The 14,677-nt window shown below is 70.0% G+C and carries 11 protein-coding genes; all 11 read left to right on the top strand.

Translation table 11 applies throughout. The annotated features are described in order from the left end of the window. On the top strand, positions 1 to 456 hold a 456-nt coding region (locus B7X32_RS10405; RefSeq protein ID WP_292719209.1), incomplete at its 5' end, for a malic enzyme-like NAD(P)-binding protein. Between the two features lie 5 nt (positions 457 to 461). Continuing rightward, positions 462 to 1,736, top strand: a complete 1,275-nt coding sequence (locus B7X32_RS10400) for an aldolase/citrate lyase family protein (protein WP_292719207.1) — start codon at positions 462 to 464, stop codon at positions 1,734 to 1,736. Continuing rightward, positions 1,733 to 2,554, top strand: coding sequence for a bifunctional allantoicase/(S)-ureidoglycine aminohydrolase (locus B7X32_RS10395; RefSeq protein WP_292719205.1), 822 nt, complete (start codon positions 1,733 to 1,735; stop codon positions 2,552 to 2,554). The genes B7X32_RS10400 and B7X32_RS10395 overlap by 4 nt, the downstream gene beginning before the upstream one ends. Positions 2,555 to 3,029: 475 nt before the next feature. Continuing rightward, positions 3,030 to 3,830, top strand: a complete 801-nt coding sequence (locus B7X32_RS10390) for a TIM barrel protein (RefSeq protein WP_292719203.1) — start codon at positions 3,030 to 3,032, stop codon at positions 3,828 to 3,830. 32 nt (positions 3,831 to 3,862) lie between these two features. Then, the gene (locus B7X32_RS10385) at positions 3,863 to 4,741 is read left to right on the top strand and encodes a 2-hydroxy-3-oxopropionate reductase (RefSeq protein WP_292719201.1); all 879 of its coding nucleotides are present in this window, start codon (positions 3,863 to 3,865) and stop codon (positions 4,739 to 4,741) included. Between the two features lie 143 nt (positions 4,742 to 4,884). Then, positions 4,885 to 6,672, top strand: a complete 1,788-nt coding sequence (gene gcl, locus B7X32_RS10380) for a glyoxylate carboligase (protein ID WP_292719199.1) — start codon at positions 4,885 to 4,887, stop codon at positions 6,670 to 6,672. A 31-nt stretch (positions 6,673 to 6,703) separates the two neighbouring features. Next, on the top strand, positions 6,704 to 7,870 hold the full coding sequence (locus B7X32_RS10375; RefSeq protein ID WP_292719197.1) for a glycerate kinase: 1,167 nt from the start codon (positions 6,704 to 6,706) through the stop codon (positions 7,868 to 7,870). Positions 7,871 to 8,029: 159 nt separating this feature from the next. Then, complete coding sequence (gene allB / locus B7X32_RS10370) at positions 8,030 to 9,403, top strand: allantoinase AllB (RefSeq protein WP_292719195.1); 1,374 nt, start codon at positions 8,030 to 8,032, stop codon at positions 9,401 to 9,403. A 298-nt stretch (positions 9,404 to 9,701) separates the two neighbouring features. Continuing rightward, positions 9,702 to 11,921: an AAA family ATPase gene (locus B7X32_RS10365; protein WP_292719193.1), complete on the top strand. Its 2,220-nt coding sequence runs from the start codon at positions 9,702 to 9,704 to the stop codon at positions 11,919 to 11,921. Positions 11,922 to 12,238: 317 nt separating this feature from the next. Continuing rightward, positions 12,239 to 13,702 carry a nucleobase:cation symporter-2 family protein gene (locus B7X32_RS10360; protein ID WP_292719191.1) on the top strand — a complete coding sequence of 488 codons (1,464 nt, stop codon included), beginning with the start codon at positions 12,239 to 12,241 and terminating at the stop codon, positions 13,700 to 13,702. 294 nt (positions 13,703 to 13,996) lie between these two features. Next, positions 13,997 to 14,677: amidohydrolase family protein (locus tag B7X32_RS10355; RefSeq protein WP_292719189.1), on the top strand; the 681-nt coding region annotated here is incomplete at its 3' end.

The raw sequence follows: 14,677 nt of genomic DNA, 5'->3' as shown, positions 1-14,677 counted from the left end.
GCCACGACCAACCCCCGGGACTTCTCCGGGACGCTCAAGGAGGCGATCGTCGGCGCCGACGTGTTCATCGGCGTGAGCGCCCCGCACGTGCTCGACGAGCACGACATCGCGGCCATGGCCGACGACGCGATCGTGTTCGCGATGGCGAACCCGACCCCCGAGGTCGACCCGATCGTCGCGTCCAAGCATGCGGCCGTCGTCGCGACGGGACGCAGCGACTTCCCGAACCAGATCAACAACGTGCTCGCGTTCCCCGGCTTCTTCCGGGGCCTCCTCGACGCGGGCGTGTCGGACATCACGCCGCCTATGCTGGTCGCAGCCGCGCAGGCGATCGCGGAGCGCGTCGGCGATGACGAGCTCAACGCGAGCTTCATCATCCCGAGCGTGTTCGACCCGCTCGTGGCCGGCGCCGTCGCCGAGGCGATCGTGCGCGTCGTCGAGTCCTCGAAGGAGTGAGCCGGATGGCCGCAAGCACCCTGGGCGAAGCCGACCTCGCCGACATCGACGCCCGTCTCGCCGGCACCGACACGCTGCTGTCGACCGAGTACCCGGGCGACGACGGATCCCGTCAGCCCGTGCACACCCTGTACGTGCCCGCCGACCGGTTCCGGCTCGACCTCCCCGCCCGCTCCGGTCAGGCGGCGGCCGAGGCCGTCGCCGAGTTCGGCGGAACCGTGGCGCTCGCCGAGGCCATCGGCCTCGGCGCCCTCGCCGCGGAGCTCGCGCCCCTCGTGGACGCGAAGCTCGAGCGCGAGCCCATCGAGGACCTGCGCCTGGACTTCGAGGACGGCTACGGCGCCCGGCCCGACGAGGAGGAGGACGCGGATGCGGTCCTCGCCGCCGAGCGGGTCGCCGCGGCCGTCGCCGCAGGCGTCGCGCCTCCCTTCATCGGGATCAGGTTCAAGTGCTTCGAGGCGCCCACGCGCCGCCGCGGGATCCGCACGCTCGACCTGTTCCTCTCCACCCTCGTCGCGAACGGCCCGCTGCCGGACGGCCTCGTGCTGACGCTGCCCAAGGTCACCACGGTCGCGCAGGTCGAGGCCATGGTCTCGCTCTGCGAGCACTTCGAGGAGCGCCTCGGACTGCCCTCGGGCCGGCTCCGCTTCGAGGTGCAGATGGAGACGCCGCAGCTCATCGTCGCCGCGGACGGATCCGTCCCCGTCGCGACCCTGCTGCACCGCGCCGACGGCCGTGTGTCCGCCCTGCACTACGGCACCTACGACTACAGCGCCTCGCTGCAGATCGCGGCGGCATACCAGTCCATGGAGCACCCCGCGGCCGACTTCGCCAAGCAGGTCATGCAGGTGGCGGTCGCCGAGACAGGTGTGCGGATCTCGGACGGATCCACCAACGTGATCCCGGTCGGGGATCCGGATCACGTGATCGAGGCCTGGAAGCTGCACGCCCGTCTGGTGCGGCGCTCGCTCGAGCGCGGCTACTACCAGGGCTGGGACCTGCACGCCGCGCAGCTGCCCACCCGGTACCTCGCGACCTACGCGTTCTACCGCGAGGGCTTCGCCGCGGCCGCCCGACGCCTGGACAACTACCTGCACGGCGGCGACGCCGCGATCATGGACGAGCCGGCGACGGCCAGGGCCCTGGCGCGCTTCGTCGTGCGCGGCCAGGAGTGCGGGGCGCTCACGGCCGAAGAGGTCCGCGCCGCGACCGGATCAGAGCCGGCGGAACTCGTCCGCCTCGCCCACCCGAAGCTCGACACCAAGGAGGCCGTCTCTTGAGCACCCGCACCTACTACACCCCGGCCGGCGGCCTGCCCCCGCAGTCCGACCTGCTCACCGACCGCGCGGTCGTCAAGCTCGCCTACTCGTTCATCCCGAAGGGCGTGCTGCGCGACATCGTCACCTCCACGCTCCCCGGGTTCACGGACACCCGCGCCTGGATCCTCGCCCGGCCGACGCCGAGCTCGGCGCAGACGTTCTCGCAGCTCATCGTCGAGATCGCGCCCGGCGGCGGCGCCGCGAGGCCCGAGGCCGAGGCGGGCGTCGAGAGCGTGCTGTTCGTCACCGCCGGCGAGCTCACCCTCACGCTCGAGGGGGAGCGGCACGTGCTCGAGGCGGGCGGCTACGCGTTCATCACGCCGAACGCGCAGTGGTCGCTCGCGAACGAGGGTTCAGGGATCACCAGCTTCCACTGGATCCGCAAGGCCTACGAGTACCTCGACGGCGTCGACGCACCCGCGTCGTTCGTCACGAGCGACAACGACATCGAGCCGGTCTCGATGCCCGACACCGACGATGTGTGGGCGACCACCCGGTTCTCCGACGCGAGCGACATCGCGCACGACATGCAGGTCAACATCGTCACCTTCAAGCCGGGCGGATCCATCCCGTTCGCGGAGACCCACATCATGGAGCACGGCCTGTTCGTGCTGCAGGGCAAGGCCGTCTACCGTCTCAACGACGACTGGGTCGAGTGCGAGGCCGGCGACTACATGCTCCTGCGGGCCTTCTGCCCGCAGGCCTGTTACGCGGGCGGTCCGGAGGACTTCCGGTACCTGCTCTACAAGGACATGAACCGCCAGATCAGGCTGACCTGACGCCAGCTCATCGACGAACGCCGCTCCCGGTGGGGCGGCGTTCGTCGTTCCGGCCGCCATCCTCCGGGGCCGTTGAGCGACACTTCGACTCGCTCCGCTCGCTCAATGCGGGTCTTCGCGAGACGAAAAGCCGCACCCGCGCGAGGGCACCGCGTTTCGTCTCGGTCGCCTGCGGCGTCCTTGCTCAACGACTCCAGGGGGATCCGAATCCGGCCCGCTGCCCTCGTGGTCCTGCTCGGAGCGCCGATGGTCGGTGCCTGGTGCGTCGGGTGCACGGCCTGCTGTCGAGTGCACCGGAGGTCCGCGTCGTTATGCCGTGCGCTCGGCGGGTTCCGGTGCGCTCGGCGGGAACTGCGCAGCCCGATCCCGGATCCGACCCGTTGACATCTCGCCGCCTCTAAGCCTAAACTTTCATCAATCAAGATTTTCTTTCCATAATTCGGAAAGAAGCCGAGACTCAATCAAGGACGATCTCATGAGCTACACCGTCAACGCCTCGATCCTGCTGACCGAGCTGCCGATCCTGGAGCGCCCGGCCGCCGCGAAGGCCGCCGGGTTCGACGCCGTGGAGTACTGGTGGCCGTTCTCGGTCGCCGTGCCCGCGCAGGACGAGGTGGACGCGTTCGTGGCCGCGATCCAGGACGCCGGCGTGCAGCTCACCGGACTGAACTTCTTCGCCGGCGACATGCCGGGCGGCGACCGCGGCCTGGTGTCGTGGGTGGGCCGCGAGGACGAGTTCGCGGCGAACATCGACGTCGTCGTCGAGATCGGCCGCAGGCTCGGCACCCAGGCCTTCAACGCCCTGTACGGCAACCGTCTGGACGGCGTCGACCCGCAGGCGCAGGACGACCTGGCCGTGAAGAACCTCGCCGCGGCGGGCCGCGCGGTCGCCGAGCTCGGCGGCATCGTCCTGCTCGAGCCGGTCTCGGGCATGGAGACCTACCCGCTGAAGACCGCGGCCGACGCGCTCGCGATCATCGCGCGGGTGAAGGACGAGGAGGGCGTGGACAACATCCGCCTCCTCGCCGACTTCTACCACCTCGCGGTCAACGGCGACGACGTGCCTGCCGTGATCGCAGAGCACGCCGCCGAGTTCGGCCACATCCAGATCGCCGACGCCCCCGGCCGCGGCGAGCCCGGCACCGGCGAGCTGCCGCTCGAGCAGTGGATCGCCGACGCGCAGGCCGGCGGCTACGCCGGCGTCATCGGCCTCGAGTACAAGGCCACCCAGGCGGATCCCTTCGCCTGGACCACCACCGCGGCCACCCAGGCCTGACCCCACCGCACTTTCCGCGAAGGAGCGAAGACATGACCCGCATCGCATTCATCGGCCTCGGCATCATGGGCCTGCCCATGGCGAAGAACCTCGTCGCCGCCGGCTACGACGTCGTCGGCTACAACCGCAGCCAGGAGGCGATCGACAAGCTCGTCGCCGCCGGAGGCGCCGGGGCCACCGGCATCGCCGACGCCGTGAAGGACGCCGACGTCGTCATCACGATGGTCCCGGACTCCCCGGACGTCGCGGGCGTCGTGCAGGGCCCGGACGGGGTCTTCGCCCACGCCAAGGCCGGCGCGCTCTGGATCGACAACTCCTCGATCCGCCCTGATGTCGCCAAGGAGCTCGCCGAGGAGGCCGTCGCCGCAGGGCTCGGCGTCGTCGACGCCCCGGTGTCCGGCGGCGAGCAGGGCGCGATCGACGCGGTCCTCTCGATCATGGTCGGCGGATCCGCGGAGGACTTCGCCGCGGCGGAGCCGGTGCTGAACGCGATCGGCAAGACCATCGTCCACGTCGGCCCCGCGGGCGCCGGTCAGACGGTCAAGGCCGCGAATCAGCTCATCGTCGCCGTCAACATCCAGGCGCTCGCCGAGGCCGTCACGTTCCTTGAGGCGTTCGGCGTCGACACCGACGCGGCGCTGACCGTTCTCGGCGGAGGACTCGCCGGATCCAAGGTCCTCGACCAGAAGGGCCAGAAGATGCTGAACCGCGACTTCGCGCCCGGCTTCCGCCTCGCCCTCCACAACAAGGATCTGGGCATCGTCACCTCGGCCGCCCGCTCGGTCGGGGTCACCGTCCCGCTCGGCTCGGCCGTCGCGCAGCTCGTGAACGCCCTCGTCGCCCGCGGCGACGGAGGCCTCGACCACTCGGGCCTGTTCAAGCTCACCACCGAGCTCTCCGGCCGCGACTGACCCCTCACTTCTTCGGGGTCGCAGCGTCCTTCGTCTCGCTTCGCTCGCTCAGGAACCGATCCCTCTCCGGTCCCTGAGCGAGGAGCGAAGCGACGAGACGAAGGGCGCTCAACGACCCCCTCATCAGACCTAAGGAAACTCCCATGACCCGCATGCGTGCCGTCGACGCGATCGTCCAGATCCTCATCAAGGAAGGCGCGGACGAGGCGTTCGGCCTCCCCGGGGCCGCCATCAACCCCCTCTACTCCGCGATGCGCGCCCACGGCGGCATCCGGCACACCCTCGCCCGTCACGTCGAGGGAGCGAGCCACATGGCCGACGGCTACAGCCGCACCGGCGACGGCCGCATCGGCGTGTGCCTCGGCACCTCCGGCCCCGCCGGGACCGACATGATCACGGGCCTCTACGCCGCGATCGCCGACTCCATCCCGATGCTCTGCATCACGGGCCAGGCGCCCGTCGCGAAGCTCGACAAGGAGGACTTCCAGGCCGTCGACATCGCCTCGATCGCGAAGCCGGTCACGAAGTTCGCCAAGACCGTCCTCGAGGGCGCGCAGGTGCCCGGCGTCTTCCAGAGCGCGTTCCAGATCATGCGCTCCGGCCGTCCCGGCCCGGTGCTGATCGACCTGCCGTTCGACGTGCAGATGACCGAGATCGAGTTCGACATCGACACCTACGAGCCGCTTCCGGTGGCGAAGCCGGTCGCGACCCGCGCGCAGGCGGAGAAGGTGCTCGACCTGCTCATCGCCTCGAAGCACCCCGCGATCATCGCCGGCGGCGGCATCGTGAACTCCGGCGCCTCGGCCCAGCTCGTCGAACTCGCCGAGACCCTCGGCGTGCCCGTGTTCCCGACCCTCATGGGCTGGGGCGTGCTGCCCGACGACCACCCGCTGGCCGCCGGCCTGGTCGGGATCCAGACCTCGCAGCGCTACGGCAACGCGAGCTTCCTGGAGAGCGACTTCGTGCTGGGCATCGGCAACCGCTGGGCCAACCGTCACACCGGCGGGCTCGACACGTACCGCAAGGGCCGCACGTTCGTGCACGTCGACATCGAGCCCACCCAGATCGGCCGCGTCTTCGCGCCCGACTACGGCGTGGTCTCCGACGCGGGAGCGTTCATCGACGCCCTGCTCGAGGCGGCGCGCGAGCGCGTCGCCGAGCTGCCGGACTACCACGGCTGGGCCGAGGAGTGCCGTCACCGCAAGGCGACGCTGCAGCGCAAGACGAACTTCGACGACGTGCCCATGAAGCCGCACCGCGTGTACCAGGAGATGCTGTCGGCGTTCGACCGCGACACCACGTTCGTCACCACGATCGGCCTGTCGCAGATCGCCGGCGCGCAGCTGCTGCACGTGTACGGTCCGCGCAAGTGGATCAACGCAGGCCAGGCAGGGCCCCTGGGCTGGACCGGTCCCGCCGCCCTCGGCGTCGTGCGCGGCAAGCCGGGCGAGCAGGTCGTCGCGCTCTCGGGCGACTACGACTTCCAGTTCATGATCGAGGAGCTCGCCGTGGGCGCGCAGCACAAGCTGCCGTACATCCACGTCGTGGTGAACAACAGCTACCTGGGCCTGATCCGTCAGTCGCAGCGCGGGTTCGAGATGGACTACGAGGTGTCGCTCGCGTTCGACAACGTGAACACCCCGCAGGACTCGTCCAGCATCGCCACGGGCTACGGCGTGGACCACGTCAAGGTGGCGGAGGGCCTGGGCGCCAAGGCCCTGCGCGTCGAGCGTCCGGAGGATCTCGCCGCGGGCTTCGCCGAGGCGCAGCGCCTGCGCGACGAGTTCCAGGTGCCGGTGGTCGTCGAGGTCATCCTCGAGCGCGTGACCAACATCGCGATGGGCGCGGATCTCGACACCATGAACGAGTTCGAGGACCTCGCGACGTCGCCTGCCGATGCCCCCGAGGCGATCTACGCGCTGCTCGACTGAGCCGCATCCTCCGGCCCGTAGCATTCACACCATGCGCATCCTGATCGCCTCGGACAAGTTCAAGGGCTCCGCCACGGGGCCCGCGGTCGCCGCCGCTCTCGCGGAGGGGATCTCCCAGGCCGCGCCGGGGACCGTCATCGACGCGGTCCCCGTCGCGGACGGCGGGGAGGGCACGGTCGACGCCGCCCTCGCCGCCGGGTTCGAGGCGGTCAGTGCGACGGTGACGGGGCCCGCGGGCCTGCCGGTCGAGGCGCGCTTCGGCGTGCGGGGCGGTCAGGCCATCATCGAGATGGCCGCGGCGAGCGGGCTCGACCTGCTGCCCGGCGGCGTCAAGGACGCGCTCGGCGCCACAAGCCGCGGGACCGGAGAGCTCATCGCCGCGGCCCTCGACCGCGGTGCGACCAGCATCGTCCTCGGCATCGGCGGCAGCGCCAACTCCGACGGCGGCGCGGGCATGCTGCAGGCGCTCGGCGTCTCGCTGCGTGACGCCGACGGACAGGAGCTGCCGGGCGGCGGCGGGGCGCTCGCGCGCATCGCCGCGGTGGACGTGTCGGAGCTGGATCCGCGCCTCGCGGCGGCCGAGATCGTGCTCGCGAGCGACGTCGACAACCCGCTCCTCGGAGAGCGGGGCGCGCCCGCCGTGTTCGGCCCGCAGAAGGGTGCGAGTCCGGAGGACGTGGCCGTGCTCGACGCCGCCCTGGCCCGCTTCGCGGCGCTGCTGGAGCAGCAGCCCGGCATCCGCGCGGCCACCGACCTGCCAGGAGCGGGCGGCGCCGGAGGGGTGGGCTATGCCGCGCTCGCCGCGCTCGGTGCTCGGCGGGAGCCCGGGGTCGAGGTCGTGCAACGTCTCACCGGTCTCGCCGAGGCCCTCGGCTCCGGCGACGCCAAGGCCGACCTCGTCATCACCGGCGAAGGCAGCCTCGACGATCAGAGCCTGGGCGGCAAGACCCCGCTCGGCGTCGCCGCGGCCGCGCGCGCGGCGGGCATCCCCGTCATCGCCGTGTGCGGACGCTCCACGCTGAGCCCGGAGGCGGCGCAGGCGGCCGGCTTCGCGCGCGTCTACGCGCTCAGCGAGCTGGAGCCGGACCCTGCCCGCAGCATGGCCGAGGCCGTCTCCCTGCTCACCGAGGTGGGCCGCCGCATCGGTGCCGAGGTGAGCGAACTCGTGCCGCAGGGGCTGAGCCGCCATGGCCGTTGAGCGAGGACGCCCGTAGGGCGACCGAGACGAGACGTCGCACGCTCTCGGGTTCCCCAGGCGTCGTCTCGCTCGCTCAGCGATCCTCGTGCTCCGGATCCGGAGCACAATGAAACCGACCACGCACGACCGGCGCTCGCCGGAGGAAAGGATCCGCACGACATGTCGCAGGATCAGCACGACCCCGCAGGCTCGCACTATGACCTCGTCATCCGCGGCGAGCGGGTGCTCACCAGCTCCGGGATCCGTCCCCGTGAGGTCGGCGTGCGCGACGGCGTCATCATCGCGATGGAACCGCTCGGCAATGGCCTCCAGGCGGACGAGATCATCGAGCTCGCCGACGACGAGACCCTGATCCCCGGCCTCGTCGACACTCATGTGCACGTCAACGAGCCCGGCCGCACGGAGTGGGAGGGCTTCTCCTCGGCCACCAAGGCCGCCGCGGCCGGCGGTGTGACCACGATCCTGGACATGCCGCTGAACAGCATCCCGCCGACGATCGACGTGGAGGCGCTCGACATCAAGCGCGATGTGGCCCGCGATCAGGTGCACGTCGACGTGGGCTTCTGGGGCGGCGCCGTTCCGGGCAACGTCGACAAGCTGCGCGGACTGCACGACGCCGGCGCCTTCGGGTTCAAGTGCTTCCTGCTGCACAGCGGGGTCGACGAGTTCCCGCCGCTGGATCCGGACGAGCTCGAGGCCGACATGCGCGAGCTCGCGACCTTCGACTCGGTCATGATCGTGCACGCCGAGGACTCCCGGGCGATCGACCGCGCGCCCAAGCCCGATGGCGACGACTACGCCAAGTTCCTCGCCTCTCGCCCCCGCGGCGCGGAGAACCTCGCGATCGCCGAGGTCATCGAGCGCGCCCGCTGGACCGGCGCCCGCGCGCACATCCTGCACCTCTCCTCCTCGGACGCGCTGCCCATGCTGCGCTCCGCCAAGCACGATGGGATCCGCCTCACGGTCGAGACCTGCCCGCACTACCTCACGCTCACGGCGGAGGAGATCCCCCTCGGCGCGACCGCGTTCAAGTGCTGCCCGCCGATCCGCGAGGCGGGCAACCGCGAGCTGCTCTGGCAGGGCCTGGAGGACGGCACGATCGACTTCATCGTGTCCGACCACTCGCCCTCGACGCTCGACCTCAAGGACCTGGAGAACGGCGACTTCGCCGTGGCGTGGGGCGGCGTCGCCTCGCTGCAGCTCGGCCTGTCGCTGATCTGGACCGAGGCGCGTCAGCGCGGCCTGTCCCTGGAGACCGTGATCTCGTGGATGAGCGAGAAGCCGGCGCAGTTCGCCGGTCTCACCGGCAAGGGCCGGATCGCGCCCGGCTACGACGCGGACTTCTCGGTCTTCGCGGCCGACGACGCCTACATCGTGGACGTGACGAAGCTGCATCACAAGAACCCGCTCACGCCGTACAACGGCAAGGCGCTCGCCGGCCGGGTGCGTCGGACGTACCTGCACGGCGAGGAGATCGACTTCACGACCCCGCGCGGCCGCCTGCTCCGCCGCGGCATGGCCGAGGTCGGCTGACCCCCTCCCCACTCCTCTCCTTCCGAGTCGTCCCCGCCAGCGGAGCCCAGAGCGTCCGCTGAGGGGGACGACTCGGAGGTAGGGAGCCCAAAACTCGTCGGCGGTGTGTGACAACGGAGTCGCCATCGTCGACGTCTTCGTCGTGCCCCGAGCGCGTTCCCGCCGTCGCGGTCGGATCGTGCCCGCTCTTGTCCTCGCGCGCCGGATCCGGTAAACTTGAGTCCAATCAACTCAACTTTGAAGGGCCGGACGGTTCCGACTCTTCCGCCACAGACGCAAGGAGAACCCAGGAGGACGAATGGCCACCCCTCAGACGGCACAGCAGGACGAGCAGCAGTCGGCGCTCGAGCAGTTCGGCATCAACCTCACCGATCGTGCCCGGCAGGGCAAGCTCGACCCGGTGATCGGTCGCGACGCGGAGATCCGCCGCGTGAGCCAGGTGCTCACCCGGCGCACCAAGAACAACCCCGTGCTGATCGGCGAGCCCGGCGTCGGCAAGACGGCCGTCGTCGAGGGGCTCGCGCAGCGCATCGTCGCCGGAGACGTGGCCGAGTCGCTCAAGGACAAGGAGCTCGTGTCGCTGGACATCTCCGCCCTCGTGGCAGGGGCCATGTACCGCGGTCAGTTCGAGGAGCGCCTGAAGAGCGTGCTCAAGGAGATCACCGAGTCCGACGGCCGCGTCATCACCTTCATCGACGAGCTGCACGTGCTCATGGGCGCCGGTGGGGGAGAGGGATCCGTCGCCGCCTCCAACATGCTCAAGCCCATGCTCGCCCGCGGTGAGCTGCGCCTCATCGGCGCCACCACGCTCAACGAGTACCGGGAGTTCATCGAGAAGGATGCGGCGCTCGAGCGCCGGTTCCAGCAGGTCTACGTCGGCGAGCCCTCGGTCGAGGACACGATCGCGATCCTGCGCGGCCTCAAGGGGCGCTACGAGGCGCACCACGGCGTGACCATCAGCGACTCCGCGCTGGTTGCGGCCGCCTCGCTGTCCAACCGCTACCTGCCGAGCCGTCAGCTGCCGGACAAGGCCATCGACCTCATCGACGAGGCCATGAGCCGGCTCAAGATGGAGATCGACTCCAGCCCCGTCGAGATCGACCAGCTCAAGAGGTCGGTCGACCGGATGCGGCTCGAGGAGCTGGCGCTGAAGAAGGAGAAGGACGCGGCCTCGAAGGAGCGCCTCGCGAAGCTCCGCGAGCAGATGGGCGAGGCCGAGGCCGAGCTCAAGGGCCTCGAGGCCCGCTGGGAGCGCGAGCGCAGCGGCCTGAACCGGGTCGGCGACCTCAAGAAGCGCCTCGACGAGGCGATCACCGAGCGCGACCGCGCCCTGCGCGACGCCGACTACACGAAGGCGTCGAAGCTCGAGTACGAGACGATCAAGCAGTTGCAGGCGCAGCTCGCCGACGCCGAACGGCAGGCGGACGCGCAGAGCGACGAGCCCCGCATGGTGAACGAGCAGGTGACCGACGAGGACATCGCGGGCGTGATCGCGGCCTGGACCGGGATCCCCGTGGGCCGGCTGCTGCAGGGCGAGAGCGAGAAGCTGCTGCACCTGGAGCGCGAGCTGGGCCGGCGTCTGATCGGGCAGAAGGAGGCGGTCGCGGCCGTCTCCGATGCGGTGCGCCGCTCGCGCGCCGGCATCAGCGACCCGGGCCGGCCGACCGGATCCTTCCTCTTCGTCGGCCCCACGGGGGTCGGCAAGACCGAGCTCGCCAAGGCGCTCGCCGAGTTCCTCTTCGATGACGAGCACGCCATGGTGCGCATCGACATGTCGGAGTACGGCGAGAAGCACTCGGTCTCGCGGCTCGTCGGCGCCCCTCCCGGCTACGTCGGCTACGAGCAGGGCGGGCAGCTCACCGAGGCCGTGCGGCGGCGCCCCTACAGCGTCGTCCTGCTGGACGAGGTCGAGAAGGCCCACCCCGAGGTGTTCGACGTGCTGCTCCAGGTCATGGACGACGGCCGCCTCACCGACGGCCAGGGCAGGACGGTCGACTTCTCGAACGTCATCCTCATCCTGACGAGCAACATCGGATCCCCGATCCTGATCGACCCGACGCTCTCGCCCGACGAGAAGCGCGACGCCGTGATGGCCCTCGTGCGCCAGGCGTTCAAGCCCGAGTTCATCAACCGGCTCGACGACATCGTGATGTTCCAGGCCCTCACCGAGGACGACCTGGCGCAGATCGTGGAGCTCACGATCGACCAGCTGCAGCGCCGTCTCGCCGATCGGCGGCTGACGCTGGCCGTCACGCCCGATGCGCGCGCCTGGCTCTCCGAGCGGGGCTACGACCCGGTGTTCGGCGCCAGGCCGCTGCGCCGCCTCATCCAGAACGAGGTGCAGAACCGGCTGGCGTCGGCGCTGCTGTCGGGTCGGGTGCACGACGGCGACATCGTGCGCGTGGATGTCGCGGCGGACGGATCCTCGCTCGTGCTCACGAGCGAGGGGCCGGCCGTCCCGGCGAGTCCTCGGGCCGACGCGGACGATGTGATCAAGGCCGAGCTGCTCGACGAGTGACGTGGCGGCAGGCGAGGAAAGGCCCCGGATCTTCCTGATCCGGGGCCTTTTCCGTGCCGAAGGGTCAACCTCGGGGGAAGTCACTATATCCACATCATGGAAAGAGCACTCCGAGATTCGGAAAAAGTTCTTGACTCTGGATCTGCCCGTGGTTAGCCTGAGGGGGTCTCCAGAGCTGGAGACGCACCAGGACTAACAGCACCTCCGCCCGCACGCGAGGCGGAACGCGCGACTCGCCGTCGAACCGCCCGCACGGGGCGTTGCGGACGGCCGCCGCCTCGCTCACCTGGTGCTCTGCCCCCGACGAAGAGGTCGAATTGACTACCAAGCAGAAGAAGGAGTTCGTCCGCCCCGAGGACGAGCGCCTGCCGATCGGCGCGACCATCGGCTACGGCATCCAGCACGTGCTCACGATGTACGGCGGCATCATCGCCCCGCCGCTCATCATCGGGCAGATCGCGGGGCTCAAGCCGGCCGAGATCGGCGTGCTCATCGCCGCGTGCCTGTTCATGGGCGGTCTCGCCACGATCCTGCAGACCGTCGGGGTCCCGTTCTTCGGATCTCAGCTCCCGCTCGTGCAGGGCGTCTCGTTCGCGGGCGTCGCCACCATGGGTGCGATCGTGACGAGCGGCGGCGGACTGCCCGCGGTCTTCGGATCCGTGATCGCCGCCTCGGTGATCGGTCTGCTCATCGCCCCGGTGTTCGCGACCGTGATCCGGTTCTTCCCCCCGGTCGTGACCGGCACCGTGATCACCACGATCGGTCTCAGCCTCCTGCCCGTCGCGGCCGGCTGGATCGTCGGCACCGGTGAGGGCGGGGCCGCGAAGGGTGCGCCCGCCGACAATCTGATGCTCGCGGGGATCACGCTCGTGATCGTCCTGATCCTCAGCAAGATCCCGGTGGGCGCCATCTCACGCCTGGCCATCCTGCTCTCGATCGTGCTCGGCACGATCGTCGCGATCTTCCTGGGCAAGGCCGACTTCAGCAAGGTCGGCGAGGGCGACATCTTCGCCCTTCCGCAGATCTTCGGGTTCGGCCTGCCGACGTTCCAGCTCGCCGGCATCATCTCGATGTTCATCGTGATCCTGGTGACGCTGACGGAGACCACCGCCGACATCCTCGCCGTGAGCGAGATCGTCGGGACCAAGGTCGACTCCAAGCGCATCGCCGCGGGCCTCCGCGCCGACATGCTCTCCAGCGCCGTCTCGCCGATCTTCGGCACGTTCACCCAGTCCGCGTTCGCGCAGAACGTCGGCCTGGTCGCGATCACCGGCGTGAAGAGCCGGTTCGTGGTCACGGCCGGCGGTGGCGTGCTGGTCATCCTGGGTCTGCTGCCCGTGCTCGGTCGCGTCGTCGGCGCGATCCCGTCGCCCGTCCTGGGCGGCGCCGGGCTCGTGCTGTTCGGCTCGGTCGCGGCCTCCGGCATCCGCACGCTGTCCAAGGTCGACTACAAGGACAACATGAACCTCGTGATCGTCGCCACGTCGCTCGCGGTGGGCATGCTCCCGATCGCCGTCCCGTCGATCTACGGGCAGATGCCCGCCTGGTTCGTGACGATCTTCCACTCCGGCATCAGCTCGGCCGCGGTGACGGCCATCCTGCTGAACCTGCTGTTCAACCACCTCGGCAGCTCCAAGCGCAAGAACGCGTTCGTATCGGCCCCGACCCGCAGCATCCCTGTCGCGTACCTGGACGCCTTCGAGGACGGCGACTCGATCATCGACGGCAAGATCGTCGACCGCGACGGCAACGAGGTCACGGTCGAGCACCCGGCGCACTGATCCGGCTCCCTTCCGGGGTCGTCGCTCTTCGTCTCGTCGCTGCGCTCCTCGCTCAGGGACCGGCCTCTTCCGGTTCCCGAGCGAGCGCAGCGACGAGACGAAGGGCGCCGTCCGTATTGTGGAATCCTGATTCTGAGATCCGAAAAAGATCGTTGACCTGCGTCGAGGGCCCGTGATAGATCTGGAAGGCCTCCTCCAACGGAGGCGCACCTGGATCAGCAGACAGGTCAACACTGAGCTGGCCCCCGCGGGGCCACGTTCCGGCTCCGCTCGTCGAACGAGGGAGTCTGCTCGATGTCCGAATCCACCCGCACCGTCTGGCTGAAGAACCCGCTCGGGATCCACACCGGCGACAGCACCGACGCCCGCGGCGGCCTGGTCGTCGCCGGATCCACGATCCTCGAGGCCGTGCCCGCCGGAGGGTCCCCGTCCTCGCCGGTCGACGAGGTCTACGACGCCTCGCGGCACGTGATCATCCCCGGCCTGATCAACACGCACCACCACTTCTACCAGACCCTCACCCGGGCCTGGACGCCCGTGGTCAGCGCCGAGCTGTTCCCCTGGCTCAAGGGCCTGTACGGGGTCTGGGCGGGGCTCACCCCGCGGGATCTCGAACTCGCCACGACCGCCGCGCTCGCCGAGCTGCTGCTGAGCGGCTGCACGACCGCGGCCGACCACCACTACCTGTTCCCGAACGGGCTGGAGGAGGGCATCGACGTGCAGGTCGACGTCGTCAAGCGCCTCGGCATGCGCGCGACGCTGACCCGCGGATCCATGTCGCTCGGCGAGAAGGACGGCGGACTGCCGCCGCAGCGCACGGTGCAGGATGCGGACGTCATCCTCGCCGACAGCGAGCGTCTCGTCGGGGCGTACCACGAGCGCGGCGAGGGTGCCTTCGTGCAGATCGGCCTCGCGCCCTGCTCGCCGTTCTCGGTGACCACGGAGGTCATGCGCGACACGGCGACCCTGGCCGAG

This window comes from Microbacterium sp. 13-71-7, from assembly GCF_002257455.1.
GTDB lineage: Bacteria > Actinomycetota > Actinomycetes > Actinomycetales > Microbacteriaceae > Microbacterium.
The sequence above is the reverse complement of the archived record's forward strand: the minus strand, read 5'-3'. Positions and strand labels throughout refer to the sequence as shown.

Excerpts from the sequence above, each read along its gene's own strand:
- allB (WP_292719195.1), top strand. The coding sequence starts at position 8,030 with ATGTCGCAGGATCAGCACGACCCCGCAGGCTCGCACTATGACCTCGTC.
- B7X32_RS10385 (WP_292719201.1), top strand. The coding sequence starts at position 3,863 with ATGACCCGCATCGCATTCATCGGCCTCGGCATCATGGGCCTGCCCATG.
- B7X32_RS10375 (WP_292719197.1), top strand. The coding sequence starts at position 6,704 with ATGCGCATCCTGATCGCCTCGGACAAGTTCAAGGGCTCCGCCACGGGG.
- B7X32_RS10365 (WP_292719193.1), top strand. The coding sequence starts at position 9,702 with ATGGCCACCCCTCAGACGGCACAGCAGGACGAGCAGCAGTCGGCGCTC.
- B7X32_RS10400 (WP_292719207.1), top strand. The coding sequence starts at position 462 with ATGGCCGCAAGCACCCTGGGCGAAGCCGACCTCGCCGACATCGACGCC.
- gcl (WP_292719199.1), top strand. The coding sequence starts at position 4,885 with ATGACCCGCATGCGTGCCGTCGACGCGATCGTCCAGATCCTCATCAAG.
- B7X32_RS10390 (WP_292719203.1), top strand. The coding sequence starts at position 3,030 with ATGAGCTACACCGTCAACGCCTCGATCCTGCTGACCGAGCTGCCGATC.